The 20,603-nt window shown below is 49.2% G+C and carries 17 protein-coding genes; 7 read left to right on the top strand and 10 right to left on the bottom strand.

Annotated elements, in window-relative coordinates; genetic code table 11:
• Nucleotides 1-121: 121 nt before the first annotated feature.
• The 4 genes from HI950_RS16280 to HI950_RS16265 form a co-directional block, all read right to left on the bottom strand.
• The gene (locus HI950_RS16280) at nt 122-1,786 is read right to left on the bottom strand and encodes an alpha-amylase family glycosyl hydrolase (protein ID WP_169085935.1); all 1,665 of its coding nucleotides are present in this window, start codon (nt 1,784-1,786) and stop codon (nt 122-124) included.
• 4 nt (nt 1,787-1,790) lie between these two features.
• A complete protein-coding gene (locus tag HI950_RS16275) occupies nt 1,791-2,630 on the bottom strand; it encodes a sugar ABC transporter permease (protein ID WP_169086120.1) in 840 nt (279 codons plus the stop codon).
• A gap of 2 nt (nt 2,631-2,632) precedes the next feature.
• The gene (locus HI950_RS16270) at nt 2,633-3,946 is read right to left on the bottom strand and encodes a carbohydrate ABC transporter permease (RefSeq protein ID WP_169086118.1); all 1,314 of its coding nucleotides are present in this window, start codon (nt 3,944-3,946) and stop codon (nt 2,633-2,635) included.
• Nucleotides 3,947-4,069: 123 nt separating this feature from the next.
• The gene (locus HI950_RS16265) at nt 4,070-5,389 is read right to left on the bottom strand and encodes a sugar ABC transporter substrate-binding protein (RefSeq protein ID WP_169085933.1); all 1,320 of its coding nucleotides are present in this window, start codon (nt 5,387-5,389) and stop codon (nt 4,070-4,072) included.
• 498 nt (nt 5,390-5,887) lie between these two features.
• On the opposite strand from HI950_RS16265, the gene HI950_RS16260 reads away from it, so the two are divergent.
• From HI950_RS16260 to HI950_RS16250, 3 genes are all read left to right on the top strand, one after another.
• Nucleotides 5,888-6,916, top strand: a complete 1,029-nt coding sequence (locus tag HI950_RS16260) for a LacI family DNA-binding transcriptional regulator (RefSeq protein WP_169085931.1) — start codon at nt 5,888-5,890, stop codon at nt 6,914-6,916.
• 4 nt (nt 6,917-6,920) lie between these two features.
• Nucleotides 6,921-8,885 carry a glycoside hydrolase family 15 protein gene (locus HI950_RS16255; RefSeq protein ID WP_169085929.1) on the top strand — a complete coding sequence of 655 codons (1,965 nt, stop codon included), beginning with the start codon at nt 6,921-6,923 and terminating at the stop codon, nt 8,883-8,885.
• A 570-nt stretch (nt 8,886-9,455) separates the two neighbouring features.
• Nucleotides 9,456-9,914 carry a Dps family protein gene (locus tag HI950_RS16250; RefSeq protein WP_169085927.1) on the top strand — a complete coding sequence of 153 codons (459 nt, stop codon included), beginning with the start codon at nt 9,456-9,458 and terminating at the stop codon, nt 9,912-9,914.
• 172 nt (nt 9,915-10,086) lie between these two features.
• On the opposite strand, the gene HI950_RS16245 is transcribed toward HI950_RS16250, so the two are convergent.
• Both HI950_RS16245 and HI950_RS16240 read right to left on the bottom strand, forming a co-directional pair.
• On the bottom strand, nt 10,087-10,719 hold the full coding sequence (locus tag HI950_RS16245) for a fumarylacetoacetate hydrolase family protein (RefSeq protein ID WP_169085925.1): 633 nt from the start codon (nt 10,717-10,719) through the stop codon (nt 10,087-10,089).
• A 93-nt stretch (nt 10,720-10,812) separates the two neighbouring features.
• Nucleotides 10,813-12,753, bottom strand: a complete 1,941-nt coding sequence (locus HI950_RS16240; protein WP_169085923.1) for an ABC-F family ATP-binding cassette domain-containing protein — start codon at nt 12,751-12,753, stop codon at nt 10,813-10,815.
• 182 nt (nt 12,754-12,935) lie between these two features.
• Between HI950_RS16240 and HI950_RS16235 the strand changes: the two genes are divergently transcribed.
• The gene (locus tag HI950_RS16235) at nt 12,936-13,490 is read left to right on the top strand and encodes a guanylate kinase (RefSeq protein ID WP_169085921.1); all 555 of its coding nucleotides are present in this window, start codon (nt 12,936-12,938) and stop codon (nt 13,488-13,490) included.
• A 67-nt stretch (nt 13,491-13,557) separates the two neighbouring features.
• Here the strand turns inward: HI950_RS16235 and fumC are convergent, their stop codons facing one another.
• The 4 genes from fumC to HI950_RS16215 form a co-directional block, all read right to left on the bottom strand.
• Complete coding sequence (gene fumC / locus HI950_RS16230; RefSeq protein ID WP_169086116.1) at nt 13,558-14,943, bottom strand: class II fumarate hydratase; 1,386 nt, start codon at nt 14,941-14,943, stop codon at nt 13,558-13,560.
• Nucleotides 14,944-15,135: 192 nt separating this feature from the next.
• Nucleotides 15,136-16,008, bottom strand: coding sequence for a glycoside hydrolase family 43 protein (locus tag HI950_RS16225; RefSeq protein WP_169085919.1), 873 nt, complete (start codon nt 16,006-16,008; stop codon nt 15,136-15,138).
• 100 nt (nt 16,009-16,108) lie between these two features.
• Nucleotides 16,109-16,777, bottom strand: coding sequence for a bifunctional 2-keto-4-hydroxyglutarate aldolase/2-keto-3-deoxy-6-phosphogluconate aldolase (locus HI950_RS16220; RefSeq protein WP_169085917.1), 669 nt, complete (start codon nt 16,775-16,777; stop codon nt 16,109-16,111).
• A 98-nt stretch (nt 16,778-16,875) separates the two neighbouring features.
• Nucleotides 16,876-17,187 carry a Dabb family protein gene (locus HI950_RS16215; RefSeq protein WP_169085915.1) on the bottom strand — a complete coding sequence of 104 codons (312 nt, stop codon included), beginning with the start codon at nt 17,185-17,187 and terminating at the stop codon, nt 16,876-16,878.
• 225 nt (nt 17,188-17,412) lie between these two features.
• Here HI950_RS16215 and HI950_RS16210 point away from each other — a divergent pair, with 225 nt between their 5' ends.
• The 3 genes from HI950_RS16210 (at nt 17,413) to HI950_RS16200 (ending at nt 20,574) form a co-directional block, all read left to right on the top strand.
• The gene (locus HI950_RS16210) at nt 17,413-18,315 is read left to right on the top strand and encodes a manganese catalase family protein (protein ID WP_169085912.1); all 903 of its coding nucleotides are present in this window, start codon (nt 17,413-17,415) and stop codon (nt 18,313-18,315) included.
• Between the two features lie 235 nt (nt 18,316-18,550).
• Entirely contained in the window at nt 18,551-19,309 is a 759-nt protein-coding gene (locus HI950_RS16205; RefSeq protein ID WP_223285316.1) for a hypothetical protein, read from the top strand.
• A 77-nt stretch (nt 19,310-19,386) separates the two neighbouring features.
• On the top strand, nt 19,387-20,574 hold the full coding sequence (locus HI950_RS16200; RefSeq protein ID WP_169085910.1) for a winged helix DNA-binding domain-containing protein: 1,188 nt from the start codon (nt 19,387-19,389) through the stop codon (nt 20,572-20,574).
• The last annotated feature ends 29 nt before the right edge of the window (nt 20,575-20,603 follow it).

The raw sequence follows: 20,603 nt of genomic DNA, 5'->3' as shown, positions 1-20,603 counted from the left end.
TCCCTTTAATGAACAGCCGACGAGCCGGAAAGCTGGAAAATAAATAAGGATAGGAAGGAACCTACATGCAGCGGATAAAAAAGAGGGAACCGCACCCGATGTGCGATTCCCTCCATTCGTTTTATTTCAAAATAACCGTGCTATACGCCGGCAGCGTCAGCTTGCTGCCTTCCAGCTTCGCACCGCTATTAGTCGCACGGGCTAACTCCTTGAACTCGCCAAACGTTTTCGACGGCTGCAAATCTGCCGTTTGCGCCTCGCCCGATAAATTGTGCACGACGAGTACCCGTTCGCTAGCGAGAACGCGGACATAAGCACTCAGCTTCTGGTTAGCAGGCTCCAGCTTAAACGCCGCAATCCCCCCATCGCGCAAAGCCGGCTCCTCGTTCCGCCACTTGATAAGCTCGCGATAATGATTCAGCATCGACTGCTTATCAGCCGACTGCGCTTCGACGGATACCGAAGCCTCATCCGCATTAAAACGCGATTTCTCCCATGTCGTCTGCCCTTCGCCTCCGCTTGCTGCGCTGTACCACAGCATAGGCTCGCGAATATACTCATCCGGCTTAGCGCCTTTCATGCCAAGCTCCTCGCCATAATAAAGATATGGCGTGCCCGGAAGCGTAAGCAGCATAGCAGCAGCCATCTTCGCATGATCGACATTGCCGCCGAGTACAGTCATAGCACGATTTTGATCATGGTTGCTAAGGAAAGGCGCATCAACGAATGTGCCGCCTGAAGACTTCTCATATACGCCGTATGCACGGCCTAACGAGAAAGCAAGATCGGCATCCTGCTCCGAGCTTGCCGCACTAAGCAATCGGCCAGCAAGATCAAAGTGGAAAGCCGAATTCAGCGCTTGATCGAAGTATGGAGCAATAACGGTCAGCGAATCCCATACCTCACCGATCAAATAAGCATCCGGCTTCACTTTACTCATGCCTTTGCGAAACTCCTGCCACCAAACCTTATTTTTCGCTTGTATCTCCGGCGTGCTTGCCGTTGAAGCAAAATCGCCATAGATATGCTTGGCAGCATCAAGGCGGAAGCCGTCTAATCCCTGCTCAAGCCAATATTGGCCGATTTTGATCATTTCCTCGCGAACCTTCGGCTCATCAAAATTAAGGTCAGGCATGCCTTCCCAGAAGACGCCCAAATAGTTAAGGCTGCCATAGCTGTGCCATGGGTCGCCTCCTACCGCGCCGTCCGCTCTTGCCTGTTCACCCGGCTTCGCAAAGGTATACCAGCTGCGGTAAGCGCTTTTCTCATCCGCGAGCGCTTCCTTAAACCAAGGATGCTCCTTGCTCGTATGATTCACGACAAGATCCATAATGACTTTGATGCCGCGTTTATGCGCTTCATCTAGTAGCTTCTTCAAGTCATCCAGCGTACCGTACTCCGGATTAACCGCGTAGTAATCGGTTGTATCATAGCCGTGGTAGCTAGGTGAGGCGTTGATCGGCATAAGCCAAATGCCGCTAACGCCAAGCTCCTTCAAATAATCAAGCTTGGCGGTTACGCCATTCAAATCGCCAATTCCGTCGCCATTCGTATCATAGAAGGAACGGACGAATATTTCATAATACACGCCGCCAGGCTGTTCATCTACTGTATAAGCAGCAGCGACTGCCTCCTCGCCTGCGCTTTGCTCTGCCGTTTCTTCCAATGGCTCAGCAGCCGGTTTCCCGCTATTGCTTCCTTCATCTGAAGAGCAAGAAGCGAGCACGGCAAGTAAAATCGAACCTAGCAAAATCGCTGCCGCAAAACGCAAACGTTTATGTTTCATACTCTTATCCTTTCGAAGCGCCGGACATCAGCCCTTGTACAAGGAAGCGCTGGAGGAAGACGAACAACAGCGTGATCGGAATCGCAATCAAAACCGCGCCCGCAGCGAACAGCGTAAAGTTACTGTTCTGGTAGGAATTAACGAGGTCCCACATGCCGACAGCGAGCGTCCAGTTGTCTTTGCTGCGAAGCACCAGTCTCGCAAAGATAAAGTCCACCCATGAGCCAGCGAACGAAGTCAGCGCCACATAGGTCAGCATTGGACGCGACAGTGGAAGCATAATTTTCACAAATACTTGAAGATGGGACGCGCCGTCGATCCGAGCCGCTTCATCGAGGCTCCGCGGAATGGTATCGTAGAACCCTTTGACAACGAAGCCTCCAAGCACTGAGCCCGCTGAATATACGATAATGAGCGCCGCATGCGTATCGAGCAGGTTAAGCTGCAGCAAGAAGATGAAGATTGCGATCATGCTCATGAAGCCCGGGAACATGCCGAGTACAAGCATAATCGTCAGCGTCATTTTGCGCCCGCGGAAGCGGAAGCGCGACAATGCGTACATGCTGAGCGTGACTAGGATCGTAGAGAAGATCATCGTCAGCGTCGCAATTTTTAAAGTGTTCATATACCAAACCCCATAACGGAAGCTTGGGCTCGTGAACAACTCTTTATAGTGAACCAAAGTGAACGTATCCGGAATGAGACTTTCGCTAAATAGAGCCGTACCCGGCCGAAGCGAGGAAAGCAGCACCCAAAGAGCAGGATAGACGGCACAGATCGCTATACCGATCAGAATGATATAGCTAAGCGTCAGACGCACAACATTTGCGGTTTTGCGGCCCATTTTCATTGAATCATATCCTCCTCTTTAAATGACCGCGAGCGGCGATAGTTGTAAATGGAGAACGACGCCACGATGATAAAGATTATGATGCCGATCGCAGATGCCATATTGAATTGGCTATTGTTCAGCGTAAGCTTATACAGCCAGGTTACGAGCAAATCGGTGCTGCCCGCGTACTGATAATCCCCTTTTACCGGATCACCGTTCGTCAGCAAGAAAATAACGTTAAAGTTATTCATATTGCCTGCAAATTGTGTAATGAGAATCGGAGCGGTAGAGAACAAAACAAACGGCAGCGTAATGATACGGAATTTCTGGATGCCAGTCGCGCCGTCTACATCAGCCGCTTCATACAAGTCTTTAGGAATAGCAGTCAATACGCCGAGAATTAGAACCATCGATACCGGAATACCAATCCACATATTAACGATAATAACCGTGACCTTCGCCCAAAAGGGATCAGTGAGCCAAGGCAGCTTGCCCATTCCGAAGTAGCCTAGGTATTGGTTGATCGGACCAAATTGTCCGTTGAACAAGTTTTTCATAACGAGCAAAGAAATAAGCTGCGGAATCGCGTACGGAATGATGAACAGCGTCCGCCAAAGCTTTTTAAAACGAATCCCCTTCTGTTCAATAAGCAAAGCAACGAGCAAACCGCCGAAATAGGTCGTTACCGTTGCGATAATCGCCCATACAATCGTCCACGTAAATACGCCCACGAAGGTATGGCTCCATGTCTTGAGCGTCAGCAGGTTAGCAAATGTTTGAAAGCCTACCCAGTCAACCAGCTTTGCTGGCGGAATATGATCAGGCGACGCATAGTTGGTGAACGCAAGCATGACCATGAAGATAATCGGCATGATGGTTAGAAACAAAACGCCCAGCGCCGGCAGCGTAAGCATCAAGTGCGGAAAATTACGATCCGTCAAATGTGCCAGCGTTTGGCTGAAGCTTGCAGGCATGACTCCTTCATCTCTTTGCTTGCCGTTCCGATATGCATCGCGGATATTCATAACATAGATAATGACAAAAAGTATGAATAAAATTAACGTAATTAATCCGCTTATTAATAGAAAGATCGAGTGATCTCCTTCTACCCGAACACTGATTTTGCCTATTTTCTCAAGACCTTGCGTTTTGTCCCCGAGTGTTACAATGCCCCAGATAGCTCTCCCTAAATTCGGGATAAAATACATAAGCGCTGCCGCTTCGACAGCGAGCATAATTAAACCTTTTATTATTTGGCGGTTATACAATTGGCCAAGACCCATTACGAGTAACGACAATATAGCCGCGGTGCTGCGATGACGATTCATCCCGCCTGGCTCCCTTCCTTTCATATAAAAAAACATCCTGCTGTATCTGTACGGAAAGTTACGGCTTATAGACATCGGTTTACCCGCCGAATGGATTCGGCGGGCAAGCCCGATTAAATGCTATTATTTTGCTGTTGCTGCGCCATTGTTAGCGTCTTTAATTTGTTGAACGGCATTGTCGAGCGCTTCTTTTGCGTCTTTGCCGGAGTTCCATACGTCAGCGAAAGCTGCGCCGATCGGGCTCCAAACGTTGCCCATCTCAGGAATGGATGGCATTGGCGTCGATTGGTTAAACTGCTCCAGGAAGCCCTTAACAACTTCGTTGCCTTGTACAGTAGAATCTGCTGCTGCTTCAATGTTCGCAGGAATCGCGCCTGTCAGCTCAAAGTTTTTCAACTGCGCTTCTTTAGTCGAAGCATAGTAGGAGAATAGACGAGCTGCGTTCGGGAATTTCGAGAATGAGTTAACATACCAAGCTTTAATGCCAGAGAAGGAAGAAGCCGGTTGGCCGTTAATGCTTGGCAATGGAGCTACGCCGAAATCAATTCCTGCGTTTCTGTAATCGCCAATCGTCCAAGGACCGTTAATATCCATTGCCAGCGTACCGCCAATGAACAAGCCTTTTTTGATATCGTAGTTGATATCACCGGAGTTCAAAGGCAAGATGCTGTCTTTCAGGGAACCGTAGTATTTCAGGCCAGCGATTGCGCCTTCTGTGTTAAGGCCGATATCTTCTTTGTTTTGACCGTTATCGCCATATACATAGCCGCCAGTGGAGATGAACGGGTAGCTGAAGTAGAAGTTACCTACATCCCACATCAAGCCGTATTTGTTGTTTTTCGTATCGTTGAACGTTTTGGAGAACGCTACAACCTCATCGAACGTTTTTGGAGCTTCTTTGATTAGAGCTTTGTTATAAAATAGCGCATATGTCTCAACCGAACGCGGGTAGCCGTATAGTACGCCGTCATACGTTACCGCATTTACAGCGATTTCTGAGTTCGCGCTTTTGGATTGCTCTTCGTAGTAATCATTTGGCAAAATCAAACCAGCCGTTACAGCTTTACCAAGGTTATCATGCGGGAACAATACAACGTCTGCGCCCAAACCGGCAGGTCCGTCTGTTACCAGCTTGTTAACTTGATCGCCTGCGCCGATTTCCTCGAATTTAATTTCAATGCCGTATTTTTCCGTGAATTCCTTCGCGATTGCTTCAACGAATGGACGCTCTTCTTTACTTTCCCATACTAGAAGCGTTGCGCCCTCTTCAGGAACGATCTCTTCAGCTGCAGCAGCACCTTCATTCGTGTTGCCCGCTGTATTGTTCGCTGGAGCATTCGTTGCATTTCCAGCACTTTCTGCGTTGCCGCCCTTGTTCGATCCGCCGCATGCGGAAACAATAAACAAAGCTACGATTAATGACATTACAAACCACTTTTTCATGCTAGGTAATCCCCCTCCATAATGTGCTTCATGCCTTTTTTTGAACTAGCGCCTTCCAAACAATTCCTTTAGCCCATTTTCATAAAATGCCAGCTTCATACAAACAATAGGCGAAACAATGAGATACGCCACGCCAATAAAAAGCATAGAGCATCATCCGCGCAAACGTTTGTACAAGAACCGCTAGAAAATGCTGTGAAATCGGCTAATTAACCGTTTCACCCTTTTTTAAGACTATAAAATTGTCTTGTAAGCGTTCTAATCGTGGTTTCATCATACAACAGTGCATACAGTTTGTTAAAACGTTTGCACAGTTCAATTTTCCATATAAATAATACGTTAGCTTTCATTTTCGCCTATTTTCTCTATTTGTTTCAGTTTTTTATCATTTGTATATCGCTTTCCTAAGATATATATTTACTTTTAGACAACAGTTGCATTAGGATGAAGCATATTAGCACATGCACAAATGATTGCGCGATGGGGGCTCAAATATATATGGTAACCATTAAAGATATTGCAAAAGCAGCCGGTGTATCGCCCTCTACTGTATCCAGGGTCGTTTCGAACCACCCTCGTATAAGTAAGGCAACTACCCAAAAGGTAAAAAGAATAATGGAGGATATGGGCTATCATCCGAATGTAATGGCGAAGAGCCTAGTATCCAAGACCACCCAGACATTAGCCATTATGCTGCCTCGTCCTGCAGAAGAGCTTTTCCAGGATTTTTTCTTCGGAGAGCTGCTTCGCGGAATACTAACTCAATCCACGCGTGCAGGCTACGATATGCTGCTTACTGCTGCCACCTCTCCAAGCGATGAGACCGAAACGATTTCCCGCCTTGTGTTCGGACGCAGAGTTGACGGCGTGATTTTGCTATCCTCCAGGGTTAATGACCCCTTAATCGATCTATTGAACAAACATAACTTTCCTACTGTTTTAATTGGCCGTACGGAGGATCGTCCTAACATCCTATCTGTCGACAATAACAACGAACAAGCAGCCTATGATGCTACTCAGCACTTAATTTTACAAGGCCATGAAAGAATCGGCTTCGTCAGCGGTCCTCCTTCATTGACCGTTGCGCATGACCGGATGCAAGGATATCGCAGAGCGATGCAAGAGGCAGGTCTGACCGTTAAATCGGAATGGATCGTGGAAGGCGAGTTTTTGCAGCAAAGCGGCTATCGCGCGATGTCATTTATGATGAGTTTGCCCGAGCGGCCTAGCGGCCTTGTCGTTATTGACGATGTTGTCGGCTTCGGCGTATTGCGAGGCTTAACAGAGCTGGGCTACAAGGTTCCCGATGATCTCAGCATTGTAAGCTTCAATAACATCGCCCTATCCGAGCTTGCAACGCCTCCAATCAGCTCTATCGATATTGGAACTTACCAGCTTGGCTACACCGCTTCTCAAATGTTAATCCGATTCATTCAAGAGGAAAGCGTGCACCAGAACCGCATGATCATTCCGCACAGGCTGATCGTTCGCGAATCTTCTATTCAAACCGTATCCAAAAGGAGTTGACAGCATGTCAAATAAAAAACCGTTTTTAGTGGATGCCATTATCGGCAATTCCAAGTTTCTCGCATCGCTTGGCCGCACAGGCAAAATGTACCGCCTGTGGTGGCCAAACATTGATTTGCCGCAGCATGTGGATGCTATTCGCACCGGCATTCAGCGGGATCAATCCCCCGTATCTTGGTTTGATGAAGAGTCGGATGGCTGGAAGCATGAGGCTAAATATGTGGACAAAACCAACATTTTTGACGTTAGCGCTCGTTCCGAGCAGCAGCCCATTCAAGTAGGAAGCGTCCATTTTGCTGTTCCTGGCCAAGATATTATCGTTCGTGAATATACATTCACGAACAGCAGCGATCAGCCTGCTTCCTTCTCATTTATCGTTCATTCTTCCTTCCTAGTCAGCGAGAATCAGCTATACAATACGACGATGTTTAATGCCGCTAACGACTCGTTGGTTCACTTTCGCCATAAGTACTATTTTGCGCTTTCAAGTGCAAACGTGTGCACAGGATACCAATCTGGACTTGCTTGGGAGTTAGCTGGGCAAGGCGAGTTAAATGGCAAAAACATTGATATGAGGCCAGACGGCGCTTTAAAATGGCGCATCGATGAGTTAGCGGCTGGTGCATCTGTTTCCATTCCCGTCTATATAACAGCTGGTCATGACGAAGAAAGCGTGCTGCAACAAATGCGGACTGCAAAAAGCAAGCCAAGCTCGGAATGGATCGCCGAAACGTCGGCTTACTGGAATGAATTTTTGGCTGAGGCTGCACCTTGTCCTATTCCTGACGCCGAAATTTCTGATTTATATGACCGTTCCTTGCTTATGTTTAAGCTCATGTCCGATGAGGAAACCGGCAGCATCATTGCAGCTCCGGAATTCGATGAAAATTTTGTGCGCTGCGGGGGCTATTCGTATTGTTGGGGCCGAGATGCCGCATTCATTACGACCGCGCTTGATAAAGCAGGTCTTGGCGCGCTATCCGACAGCTTCTATGCTTGGACGCTTACTGCGCAATCGCCTGACGGCTCATGGCAGCAGCGACATTATCATGATGGCAGCCTCGCTCCATCCTGGGGACTTCAAATTGATGAAGGCTCGTCGATCATCTGGGGAATGTGGCAGCATCATTTGGAGCAGAAGGATCATTCTTTTGCCAAGCAGGTATGGCCTGCCGTGGAGAAAGGCGCTTCCTTCCTGATGGGCTTCCTAGACGCGGAGAGCGGATTGCCTAAACCGAGCATCGACCTGTGGGAAGAACGTGAAGCATCTCATACGTACTCCTCTGCCGCTGTATATGGCGGTTTGACGGCAGCTGCCAGCTTTGCGGAGCTAGCAGGCAGCCTTAAGCTTGCAGCCGAGTGGAAGGCCGCGGCAGAGCGGATTTCGGCATCGATTAATGAGCTGTGCTGGAATGAAGAAGGCGGACGGTTTTACCGCGGCGTAAATCTTACCGTTCAAGCTGGCAAATATGAGCAAGCGATTGCTTCGGGTGCTACGGGTTTTGTATCGGATAGCATCAAAGGCTACCAAAAGCATACCCTAAACCACGATCCAGTCATTGATGTCAGCTTGCTCGGCATTGCGGTTCCTTTCGGCGCCGTTCCAGCAGACCATGACCGTATGCGTCGTACCGCTGATGCAGTAGAAGCCGCATTGACCGTGCCTGGCGTAGGCGGGATCAAGCGCTATGAGGATGACATCTATATCGGAGGCAATCCATGGATTCTCACTACTTTATGGCTTGCTCACTATCGCATTGAAACCGGAAGCATCGACGAAGCGAAGCAATTGCTGAAGTGGGCGATCGATCACCGCACAGAAACAGGCTTGCTCCCCGAGCAGGTGGACAAAAACACCGGTGAAACGGCATGGGTAGTCCCTCTTACCTGGTCGCATGCAATGTTTATCTTAACGATCTTCATGCTTGCGGAAGCGGAGATTAAGGCAGCAGAGGCTGCGCGAGTATAATAACAAAAGAAAGCCGACGGTAGATTTTGACCGTCGGCTTTCTTTTGTTAAGTCACGGCATTACATCGTTCCATTGCAGAAACTACTACAGAAACCTAACATGACTACCTAAATGAGGAGCCGCACCGCAGAAATGCAGCAGAATTAGCTTAAAATTGAAAAGTCCGGCGGGATGAGAGGTTTCTGTTAGTTTGGGCATGCTGATTGGTGAGAGACTCCTGCATTAGCAGCTGCAATAAGGAACGGCAGCAAGGAGATGCATTAGAATTGATGTCACCTTGGCCATTCCTGTATTAGCTAACTCCTCCCCCATTTAAGCTAAGGCCGTACGAATCTATACGAGTACATCCGAATTGTTTCAGCATATAGCCTCCATCATTTAAGAAATAATCATCATCCTGTTTCATTTCTAAGAAATCGGTGTATTAATATTGACAAACCTCTTCTAGTTTGTAATAATTATAAACAAGGAGTTAGTCTAAATCACTAACACCACCTACAATCAACATTACCATTTTCGTATTCGCAGACTGCAAATAGCGCAGACTACCATCAGAAAGGATGATTATCATGACAACAACAACTAAAACAAACACAACCGTACAACAACATTTGAACCGCCAAATCGCCAACTGGAGCGTGCTTTACATCAAGCTTCATAATTACCACTGGTATGTGAAGGGCTCCCAGTTTTTTACGTTGCATGCGAAGTTCCAAGAGCTTTATGAAGAGGCCGCACTTCACGTAGATGAGATTGCGGAGCGTCTGCTAGCGGTGAAAGGCACGCCAATCGCAACCATGAAGGATTATTTGAAAACCTCAAGCATTGAAGAAGCTTCCAATAAAGAGGATGCTACGCAAATGGTCGATCAATTAATTAAGGATTTCACGACGATTATCGGCGAGCTGAAGGAAGGCATGGAAGCTGCTCAAAAGGCTGATGACGAAACGACGGCCGATATGCTTCTAGCCATTCATACAACGCTTGAGAAGCATGTGTGGATGCTGAGCGCATTTAACGGTAAATAAGCGGCTACAGCATAAGACGAGGGTGTCTCAGGAGCAAAATCGCTCCTGGGGCATCCTCGTTTGCTTTCCTATAGTCTCCAAAATGCTGCATAACAAAAACAGTTCTTCCTAGCAGGAAGAACTGTCCGTTCGATATTTAACTTAATCATCTAACTCATTAACAGCCTGAATTTTAAACAAGCGTCACACTACAGCTGCCTACAGACGTACCCGCCCATAATGCTTGCAACTGGTCGCCCTCATGCAAAGCAGCTACGCCCGCTGGCGTTCCCGTGTACAGGATGTCGCCGGCGCCAAGCCCGTAGTTCTCGCCTACGTACTTGATCAGCTCGGAGACGCTAAACAGCATATCGCTTGCTTTTCCGCGCTGCGCTTCTTCCCCGTTGCGAAGCAGAACAAATTCGTTCTCAGCAAGTGCTGCTGCACCCGGATACGCCAGCCATTCGCCAAGCGGAGCCGAGCCTTTGAAGCCTTTGGCAGCAAGCCACGGCTGTCCCTTCGCTTTCAGCTTGGATTGTACGTCGCGCAGCGTTAGATCGAGCCCAAGCGCCATACCATCAATACAAAGCTCGGTATCGATGCCCGGCTCGTAAGCTCGGCCGATTCTTAGCACGATTTCCAGCTCAAAATGCACCTCGCCCACATTTCCAGGCAGCTCGACAACGTTACCCGCCATCGGAACGACGGCATGAGACGGCTTCGTGAATACGAGCGGCTCCTCAGGCACCTCATTGCCCAGCTCCAATGCGTGAAGTCTATAATTACGACCAATGCAATAAATGTTGCGAATATCGCTTTTGCTCATGAATCATACCGCCTCTCTCCAATATTAATGCTGTTAATATAATTTCAAGCGCATATGCTGCAGCATACTTTTTCTTTACTCCAGCCTGTAATTTTACTTCTGAGAAGCAATCTGCTCAGCCAATTCGTTAAGCTCTGCCCAGCGGTCCATCAACTGCTCCAGCTTTTCTTCCAGCTGCTGCTGCTCCGCCATTAGCTCCTGCAATCGCCCGGAATCGCTGCTTGCTTCTTCCATACGGACAGCAACATCAGCCAGTGACGTTTCCGCTTCCTCAATCCAGCCGTCAATTTGCTCAAAGTCCCTTTGCTCCTTGTAGGACATTTTGAGCGCACGCTCTTTGCCGCCTGTCGACTTCGCCGCAGGCGCTGCCTTACTGCTGGAATCAACAGCTGCTGCCTGTTTTGGAGAAGCGGCAGTCGCTGGCGCAACATGGCCATGCTTCTCGACAAACGCCTGATAATCCGAGTAATTGCCAGTGTGGTGAGCAATAACGCCATCGCCTTCGAATGCAATAATCTTGTCCACCGTACGGTCTAGGAAGTAACGATCATGGGAGACGACAAACACGACTCCCGGGAAATCATCCAAATAATCCTCCAGCACGGTCAAGGTCGAAATATCCAAATCATTCGTCGGCTCATCCAGCAGCAGCACATTCGGCGCATTCATTAATACGCGCAGCAGCTGCAAGCGGCGCTTCTCGCCGCCGGACAGCTTGGAGATCGGTGTCCACTGCATCGTTGGCGAGAACAAGAAACGCTCCAGCATTTGAGCAGCCGATATCGTTGTGCCGTCCCCTGTTTTTACCTGCTCTGCGCCCTCGCGAATATATTCAATCACGCGCAGCGATTGATCCATTTCCTCATGCTCCTGCGAGAACCAGCCCAGCTTAACGGTTGCGCCAAGCTCGACCGTCCCTTCATCCGGCGTTAACTGGCCGGTAATGAGCTTCATCAACGTAGACTTCCCGCTTCCGTTGCGCCCAACGATTCCGACACGATCCTCAGGAACGGCAATATAGCTAAAGTCACGAATGAGCGTACGGTCGCCGAAGCGTTTCGTAACGTCTTCGATTTCAACGATTTTCCGTCCCAGCCTTGTTGAAGCAACGGATACGTCCATCTTGCCGCCCGCTTGCTTAGGCGCATCCGCTTTGAGAGCCTCGAACCGATCGATACGCGCCTTCTGCTTGGTCGTTCTCGCCTTAGCGCCTCGTCTAATCCAAGCCAGCTCATTGCGCAGCAGGTTTTGCCGCTTCGACTCCGTTGCCGCTTCGCGTTCCTCACGGTCAAGCTTCAGCTCTAGAAAGCGGCTGTAGTTCGCTTGGTAAAAGTGGGCCTGTCCTTTATCCAGTTCAATGACCCGGTTGCTGACACGATCGAGGAAATAGCGATCATGCGTAATCATGAGAAGCGCGCCTCTGCGCTTTTGCAGCATGCCTTCCAGCCACGCCACCGAATCGTTATCGATATGGTTCGTAGGCTCGTCCAGAATGAGCACATCCGACGGAAGCAATAGCGCAGCCGCCATGGCGACACGCTTGCGCTGACCGCCCGAGAGCGTCTCCACCTTCGCTTCAAAATCATAGATGCCAAGCTTGGACAGCGCCATCTTCGCGTCGCTCTCCAGCTGCCAGGCATCCAGCTCATCCATAAGCTGATTCGCCTTGATCAGCTTCTCCTGCAGCGCTTCATCACTCGGCTTCAGCTCGATCGCTTCCATCGCAGCCGCATACGCCTGAACGGCTCTTAGCTGCGGCGAATCTCCGCCAAGCACGTGCTCCAGCGTCGTTTCATTAGGAGCGAACACAGGGTCCTGCGCCAGCATTCTTACCGTAACCCGGTTGCCAATTGACACGGTGCCCGAATCCGCTGTATCAAGGCCCGCGATTACTTTGAGAAAGGTTGATTTCCCAGTACCGTTCACGCCGATGATGCCGACTTTATCGCCATCCTCTACGCCAAACGTGACATTTTCGAACAACAGCTTCTCGCCATAGCTCTTCGTTATATGTTCAACAGACAATAAATGCATAAGGCAAACCTACTTTTTCGAATAGTATAGCTGCAATTGCAGCCTCTCGTATCATACCACAAAAAGGCTCTATCTTCACTTGGAGGCGGCCTGGGAAGACCCTTTATCGCCTGCATGAATTAGCAATCATAAAGATGCTCCCATAGGCCGATATAACGAGTACGAGGAAGGAGTGATTCCGCATGGGTAAACCTTATTTATTTATATTTACCGGCACCAGTGGTTCCGGCCGCAAGACCGCGGCGCACAAAGCCCTGCAAGGAACCGGCATCGCGCATATCCCCTCCTGCACAGATCGGCCGCCGCGTGACAAAGAGCGTCCCGATATGGACTATCGCTACGTAAGCAAAGAGCAATTCGATCAGATGCAAGCGGAAGGCCTATTCACCGAATCGGTCAAAATCGACCAATACCGCTACGGAATCGGCAAGCGCTATCTGGATATGGCTCACCAAGCCGGCAATAGCGTCTATCTCATTTTAAATCGCGATGGCTCGGATACGATTCGCAAGCAGTATGGTGACCGCGCCATTCGCATCTTCCTCTACGTCGATAAGAACACAGTATCCGAGCGGCTCGAGAGCAAAGGCACGCCATACGAGGTGATCGACAGCTACCTGCGCCATTACACGGAAGAGGTCACCTATCGCAAATCTTGTGAGCATGTGATAGAGAACCTATCGCTTGAGCGGACAGTCCAGCAAATTAAAGCAATCATAGACAGCTATTTGAAATAAACCTCGCCACATAGCAAAAGGGCCAGCGCTTCGTCATCACGTGACGGGCGCCGGCCCTTTGCTTGTATTAACGTTTTCCGATCATATTCTCTGGACGAACAAACTCATCGAACTGCTCGGAAGTGAGCAAGCCGCTTGCGATAGCCGATTCCTTGAGCGTAAGTCCTTTTTTGTGTGCGTTCTTCGCAATGGCAGCTGCATTCTCGTAGCCGATGTGCGGGTTAAGCGCGGTAACGAGCATGAGCGATTGATCAAGATTGCGCTTGATTGCCGCTTCGTTCGGCTCAATGCCAATCGCGCAGTTGTCGTTAAACGAAACCATGCCATCAGCCAGCAAAGCTACCGATTGCAAGAAGTTATAAATAATGACAGGCTTGAACACGTTCAGCTCGAAGTTGCCTTGGCTTGCCGCCATCGAAATAGCTGTATCGTTTCCGATAACTTGACATACGGCCATCGTCAAAGCTTCGCTTTGTGTTGGGTTTACTTTACCTGGCATGATAGAGCTGCCCGGCTCGTTCTCAGGAATCGAGATTTCGCCGATGCCGCAGCGGGGGCCGCTTGCGAGCCATCTTACATCATTGGCGATTTTCATCAAATCAGCAGCGAGCGCTTTTACAGCGCCATGCGTGTATACGATTTGATCGTGGCTTGTGAGCGAGTGGAATTTGTTTTCCGCTGTCACGAACGTTTTGCCTGTAAGAGCCGTTACTTCTGCCGCAACCGCCACCGCAAAATCAGGGTGCGCGTTAAGGCCTGTTCCAACAGCCGTGCCGCCAAGCGCTAGATCGCGCATCGTATCTACGCTTTGTACAAGCATAGCGCGCGTTCTGTCCAGCATCGAATACCAGCCGCTGATTTCTTGGCCAAGCGTAATTGGCGTAGCATCCTGAAGATGCGTACGGCCGATTTTTACGATATCGTTAAACTTCTCCGCTTTCGCGCGAAGCGTGCCATTAAGCAAATCAAGCGATGGAAGCAAGCGGTTCTCCAGCGCGATAACGCCTGCGATATGCATAGCGGCAGGGAATGTATCGTTCGAGCTTTGCGAGCGATTAACGTCATCATTCGGATGAATGCGCACATCGCTGCCGCGTTCAGCCAAAAGCCCGTTCGCACGGTTTGCGATAACCTCATTCACGTTCATGTTCGTTTGCGTGCCGCTGCCTGTTTGCCATACAACGAGCGGGAAATGGTCATCCCATTTGCCTGCTACGATTTCGTCTACCGCTTCACCTATAATAGCCGATTTTGCTGCATCCAACACACCGAGCTTCTCATTCGCCTGAGCGGCAGCCTTTTTGATGTAAGCCATCGCGTAGACGACCTCAATCGGCATGCGCTCTCCGCTAATTTTAAAGTTTTGCAGGCTTCGTTGTGTTTGCGCTCCCCAAAGCTTGTCCGCAGGAACCTGAATTTCACCCATCGTGTCCTTCTCAATCCGGTAATCCATTAATTGAACGACTCCTTTAACCATTTGGTTTGTCACTTCATGACCCTGTTTCTGTTATAACGCTAATCTAGCTGAGAATCAAGCAATCATGCCCAAAACGATTGGAAGATCGCAAACAATTGACAGGAATTCGAACATTATTCGAGCTAAGAAATAACTGCTGCGTACGTTTTCCCGAAAATGCCGCGCTTCTTATTTTCTCTGCAGCGTGCAGCCATTCTCTTCTACCTCAATAAATACCGCCCGCTCGTCGGGCTGATTATTCGGCGTATGCATGGCCAGCATCAGCTTGCCATCCAGTGAGCGGAACAGCATGCCATGTCCGCCGTCCTCTGGAAACAGCGTCTCGTCATCCTGCTTCCATGGTCCCTTAATACTGCCTGATTCCGAACGTGCAATGCCGATCGCATAGCCATTCTTCGAGCCGCTTGACCATAACATCAACAGCTCGCCTGCTTTATTTCGGAATAGGAAAGGGCCGTCTGTTACAAATACGTTCTTGTCTTCTCCACCCGCAACCGTCCAAGGCGCTTCCGAGGCTGCGAATAGCGTAATCGGCTCTCCTGCTGCTTCGCTCAGATCCTCTGTTAGAGGAATCGCACACATTTTCCCATCCTTCACCTGCACCCACTCCTGGCAAAATACCATCCAAAGCGCGCCATTCTCGTCAATGTGCAGCGTACCGTCCAGACACTCCCAATCGGGCGGCGTGACTGGCTTGCTGCTAATCGGCTCAAACGGACCAATCGGGCTGTCTGCTTTTAAAATTTGCGTTGCGCGGCGCTTATCCTCCGACTTAAAGGAAGCGAACATATAATAGCTGTTATTGTGAAAATAAACCTCAGGCGCCCAAAAATGATGATCCGCCCAAAAGCCCGGCGCAGGACGGAAAGCCGGATATGGACCGTCCCATTGCTCTAGATCGGTGCTTTTGTACGTATCGAAGCCGGTTCCCGGGCCTGACCACACGTTGTGGTCGGTTGTTCCGTAGAGGTAATAGCATTGCTCTTGTTCACTTACGAGTATGTACGGATCACGAATTCGAATTTGGTCAATAGAAAGCATGGGATAAATATCCTCCTAAGGTTTTATCGTGGAATAAAATGGTAGAAAGGTGATGAAAAACCCCCGATAGAGGCGTTTACTCTCCATCAGGGGTTTCCGATTACAGTCCTTTCGCTTCGCGGTACGCGGCGATGTAGGCGGCTGCTTTTTTCTCAATGAGCGAGAAGTCTCCGGTTTTTACTGCATCCTTTGTCAAATCGGAGCCAATGCCGACTGCAACTGCGCCTGCTTTGATCCAATCCTTCAAGTTGTCGAGCGAGACGCCGCCAGTCGGCATCACGTTAGCCTGCGGCAGCGGGCCTTTTATAGAAGGAATTACACTTGGCGAGTACAGATTGCCTGGGAATAGCTTTACGATATCTACACCGAGCTCAAGCGCGGTTTGAATTTCGTGAATGGTCATCGTGCCTGGCAAAATCGGAATCGAATATCTGTTGCACAGCTTGATTGTATCCGGGTTAAGTGCAGGCGATACGACGTATTCAGCCCCTGCTAGTATGGCAGCGCGCGCTGTCTCCGGGTCAAGCACGGTGCCAACGCCGATAATCGCGAAGTTGTCCGCTTCAGGAGATACGTCGCTTGAATATTCCTTCGATAATTGCTCGATTGCACGAAGCGCAAAAGGTACCGTCATCGTAATTTCAATCGCTTTAATACCGCCCTTGATCGCGCGGCGCGACATTTCCACTACTTCTTCTGGCGAGTCTGCGCGCAATACCGCCACAACGCCCGCTTCCGTTAGCTGCTGCAGCACTTTAAGCTTTTTCATCTGTTAGTCCCTCTTCCCATTTCGTTCATATTTGTTCGAAAATGTGCACTCTATTACGCTCATTATATGTCGTTTCGACCAAATCATCAATCGTAATTCTATTTTTGATAGTCGATTTCTAGAAACTTTTCAACTTCCGTCACCCAGCGCTCGTTAACAAATTGCACGTGAAGCGGATGCTCGTTATACGCTTCGTAATCCGCTTGATTCGCAAACTCCATCGCGAAGCCGTGGCGATATTCATTTTTTCCACTTACCTGCTTATAGACTTGAAAGTTCGATACGGTTGGAATAGATGTAAGAATACGCTGTCCATCCTCCAAAAACTGACGCTCAGCTTCTGAGCCCTGCTCATGCTTCAAGCTGAAAATAACCGAGTGCAAGATCCACTCTTTCGATTGCGTAGTCATATGCTTCACTTCCTCTTCTATATGAATGGGTATTATTCCTATAAAAATAACATAAACAGGCGTCGGAATGGAACGGCTACGGCGTTTTTGGTTGCAACCCTTTACATTTTCCGCCAGATTCCCTGTGCAGCACTCTGCTTTTTATCGAATGCTGTTTAACCGTCTCTAGTCAAGTTTAAATCTACTAAGGTAAGGCTAGTTCATACTTAGGAGGTTGAGAAATTAATGTTTAAACGCATGGATGAAATCATGATCGAGATCCCGGATGTCGAGAAGCCGGATGCAAATGCCGCGGCTGCCGTACAGGAGCTGCTTGGCGGAAAGTTCGGAGAAATGTCAACGTTAAACAATTACCTGTATCAATCTTTTAATTTCCGTTCCAAGGAGAAGCTTAAACCTTTCTACGATTTGGTGATGAGCATAACGGCGGAGGAGCTAGGACACGTCGAGCTCGTTTCCCATGCGATCAACAAATGCTTGAGAGGTTCAACAGACTATAAAGAGCCCGATGACACTCCGCTCGGTTCTGCTAAAGACGCGCGTTTGTCTTATCACTTTCTTGCCGGCGCTCAAGGCGCCATGCCGTTCGACTCCATGGGCAATCCATGGACAGGTGCCAATGTGTTTAACAGCGGCAATCTAGTGGAAGACTTGCTTCATAATTTCTTCCTCGAATGCGGAGCAAGGACGCACAAAATGAAAGTATACGAAATGACGGATCATCCGGCAGCGCGCGCAGTCGTTGGATTCCTCCTCGTTCGGGGCGGCGTTCACGTGGTTGCTTATGCCAAAGCTTTGGAGATCGCAACAGGCGTAAATGTCACCAAGCTAGTGCCTATTCCATCCCTCAGCAACAAATCGTTCAACGAGGCAAGGAAATACGAAGAAAAAGGCGTGCATACGAAGCTATACACATGGAGTGACAGTGACTTTACCGCGATCGATCAGATCTGGAAAGGAACGCATCCTGAGGATGACCTTCCGCTCGAAGTGATCCAAGGCTCGCCAAAAGGCTTTCCGATTCCAGAAGCGCCTGCGGTCGAAGAGGAATTTGCACCCGGCATTTCCGCCGAGGAGTTCAAGGCAATCGCAAAGCGGTTGAAGCAGGCTGGAAACATTAAGGAATAATGATGGTCTCACACGGTTTACGCTTTTTTTGCTTTGATAGGCGGGAAGGTGCCCGCTAGCTTCAGTGCGGAGTGCGGAGCTTTAGCTGGAAGCTTGTTGTGCAACAGTTCGCAACATTTGACTTGGTCCCCCCAAGGTTGAATGTTATATACTTTAAGCAGACGAAGAACGACGTCCTAGTGCCACCCACGTGGCTTTAGGGCGTTTTTTTATTTTCTGAAGGAGGATGGTTGGGATGAATGAATTTGAACATAGCTATCGCGAGTTTCTCGAATATCATGAGTTGCATCGCTCTGGGGAACGCAAGGGTCGGTTAGTAAGGGGGCATGGTTTCGCCGAAAAGCTGCTGCTGCAAAACGTATGGTGGCCGCTCTTTGGCACATTCCGTAATCTGCATCCAGAATATGAAATCTATGATTGGAACCGCAAATCTCAACTTCTCGACTTCGCCTTCCTTCCGGAGTTTGGCCGCTTTGGCTTGAAGTGCGACGGTTTTCAAAGCCATATCAAAGATATGGATAGAGAAAAGCATAGCTACGCTGTGAATCGAGATAACTTTTCAACTGGCATGGGCTGGCGAATGCTCCACTTCACGTTTGATGATGTACAGCGGCGTCCTGAAATCTGCCGCATGCTGCTTCAAGTAGCACTGGCTCCTCACCTCATTCGCAGCGACTCTGATCATCAACTGAGCCATAAAGACCGGGAAGTACTCCAACTAGCTTGGTCACTAGGACGCAAAATACGCCCAAAAGATGTCCAAAACCATTTACAATTGAATTTCCGCACCTCACGAATCAGACTTCATTCGCTTGTAACAAAAAAACTGCTTAGGCCAATTATTAACGGAAGAGACATACGATTCTATGAGCTGGTTGGAGGATCATTGGAAAAGCTATGCGCCACTTCGCTAATGCAGCGCAAGTGTATCCCTGTATCAGCGGACAGAGGAAAAAATTCATTCATATATTTCCTCATGAACATTCAACACTGACATAATGCTGTCAGGGTTGATCCATTATTATTAAGTTAATAATGATGAGAATGGATGATTGAGGGGGAGATTGCAGCATGGCTACAGCTAAGTCTCAGCATGCACAGACTGCTTCAAATACTACTTCAAATACCGATTCAAATACCGCTTCAAATACTGCAACAGCGCCCATTTTAAGTAAACGCGAGCTTAATCGCGCTCTGCTGGAGAGGCAAATGCTGCTGCGTCGCTCGTGCCTTTCCGTGCTGGAAGCAATCGAAAAATTAGTTGCGATCCAAGCGCAAGCGCCTAATCCGCCCTATTTTGCCCTATGGACACGGCTTGAGGACTTTCGGCAGGAGCAGCTTTCTGCGCTTATAAAGGATCGGCAAGTGGTTCGTATCGCCCTTATGCGCTCAACGATCCATTTGGTCAGCGCACGCGATTGTCTGGCCCTGCGTCCCTTGATTCAACCGGCAATTGAGAAAGGTCTCCTCAGTTCTTACGGCAAAGAACTCCACGGCGTAGACTTGAAAGCGGTTAGCGCAGCAGGACGCGCGCTTGTGGAGGAGCAGCCGCGCACCCCAACCGAGCTAGGCAAGCTGCTCGGAGAGACATGGCCGAACATTGATCCAGCGACCCTCAGCAATGTGATTCGGACATTTGTCCCGCTTATTCAAGTGCCGCCACGCGGAATATGGTGGTCTAGCGGCCAAGCGAAGCATACCTCTGCGGAAGCTTGGCTTGGCAAGTCTTTGGCTGCTTCGCCCTCATTAGAAGATATGCTGCTGCGCTACTTAGCCGCCTTTGGCCCTTCTTCCGTTAAAGACATGCAAATATGGTCAGGTCTGGGCAAGCTTCGTGAGACAGTCGAGAATATGCGTCCGCGACTCCGTACCTTCTCAGATGAGCAAGGCAATGAGCTCTTCGACCTGCCGGGCGCTCCCTTGCCCCCTTCCGACACAGTCTCACCGCCGCGATTTCTATCCGAATTCGACAACATGCTGCTCTCTTACTTTGACCGAAGCCGAATTATTAGCGAGAAGCACAAAGCGCTTGTGTTTACGATAAACGGCATCATTCGAGCTACCTTTCTTATAGACGGATTCGTAAGCGGCACGTGGAAAATAGAACAAAACCGCCAGTCAGCTACTTTGATCATCCAGCCTTTTGAGCCGCTGAGCTCTGCGGATCGAGAGGCGCTGCAAGCGGAAGGCGCTAAGCTGCTTGCGTTCGCAACCGCCTCCACCAAAACGATCGACATTCAATTTGTTAGCTCTGAGTAGGCAATGCAGCCTTTCAGTGCCAATCCGCC

The organism is Paenibacillus sp. PL91, assembly GCF_012935325.2.
GTDB lineage: Bacteria > Bacillota > Bacilli > Paenibacillales > Paenibacillaceae > Pristimantibacillus.
Note: the sequence above shows the minus strand (reverse complement) of the source record. Positions and strands in the feature narration are given on the sequence as shown.

Bases quoted from the DNA above. Each gene is read 5' to 3' on its own strand.
- HI950_RS16265 (WP_169085933.1), bottom strand. From the start codon at position 5,389: ATGAAAAAGTGGTTTGTAATGTCATTAATCGTAGCTTTGTTTATTGTT.
- HI950_RS16220 (WP_169085917.1), bottom strand. From the start codon at position 16,777: ATGAAAAAGCTTAAAGTGCTGCAGCAGCTAACGGAAGCGGGCGTTGTG.
- HI950_RS16240 (WP_169085923.1), bottom strand. From the start codon at position 12,753: ATGCATTTATTGTCTGTTGAACATATAACGAAGAGCTATGGCGAGAAG.
- HI950_RS16200 (WP_169085910.1), top strand. From the start codon at position 19,387: ATGGCTACAGCTAAGTCTCAGCATGCACAGACTGCTTCAAATACTACT.
- HI950_RS16215 (WP_169085915.1), bottom strand. From the start codon at position 17,187: ATGACTACGCAATCGAAAGAGTGGATCTTGCACTCGGTTATTTTCAGC.
- HI950_RS16235 (WP_169085921.1), top strand. From the start codon at position 12,936: ATGGGTAAACCTTATTTATTTATATTTACCGGCACCAGTGGTTCCGGC.
- HI950_RS16225 (WP_169085919.1), bottom strand. From the start codon at position 16,008: ATGCTTTCTATTGACCAAATTCGAATTCGTGATCCGTACATACTCGTA.
- HI950_RS16260 (WP_169085931.1), top strand. From the start codon at position 5,888: ATGGTAACCATTAAAGATATTGCAAAAGCAGCCGGTGTATCGCCCTCT.
- HI950_RS16270 (WP_169086118.1), bottom strand. From the start codon at position 3,946: ATGAATCGTCATCGCAGCACCGCGGCTATATTGTCGTTACTCGTAATG.
- fumC (WP_169086116.1), bottom strand. From the start codon at position 14,943: ATGGATTACCGGATTGAGAAGGACACGATGGGTGAAATTCAGGTTCCT.
- HI950_RS16245 (WP_169085925.1), bottom strand. From the start codon at position 10,719: ATGAGCAAAAGCGATATTCGCAACATTTATTGCATTGGTCGTAATTAT.
- HI950_RS16210 (WP_169085912.1), top strand. From the start codon at position 17,413: ATGTTTAAACGCATGGATGAAATCATGATCGAGATCCCGGATGTCGAG.
- HI950_RS16275 (WP_169086120.1), bottom strand. From the start codon at position 2,630: ATGGGCCGCAAAACCGCAAATGTTGTGCGTCTGACGCTTAGCTATATC.
- HI950_RS16280 (WP_169085935.1), bottom strand. From the start codon at position 1,786: ATGAAACATAAACGTTTGCGTTTTGCGGCAGCGATTTTGCTAGGTTCG.
- HI950_RS16250 (WP_169085927.1), top strand. From the start codon at position 9,456: ATGACAACAACAACTAAAACAAACACAACCGTACAACAACATTTGAAC.
- HI950_RS16205 (WP_223285316.1), top strand. From the start codon at position 18,551: ATGAATGAATTTGAACATAGCTATCGCGAGTTTCTCGAATATCATGAG.
- HI950_RS16255 (WP_169085929.1), top strand. From the start codon at position 6,921: ATGTCAAATAAAAAACCGTTTTTAGTGGATGCCATTATCGGCAATTCC.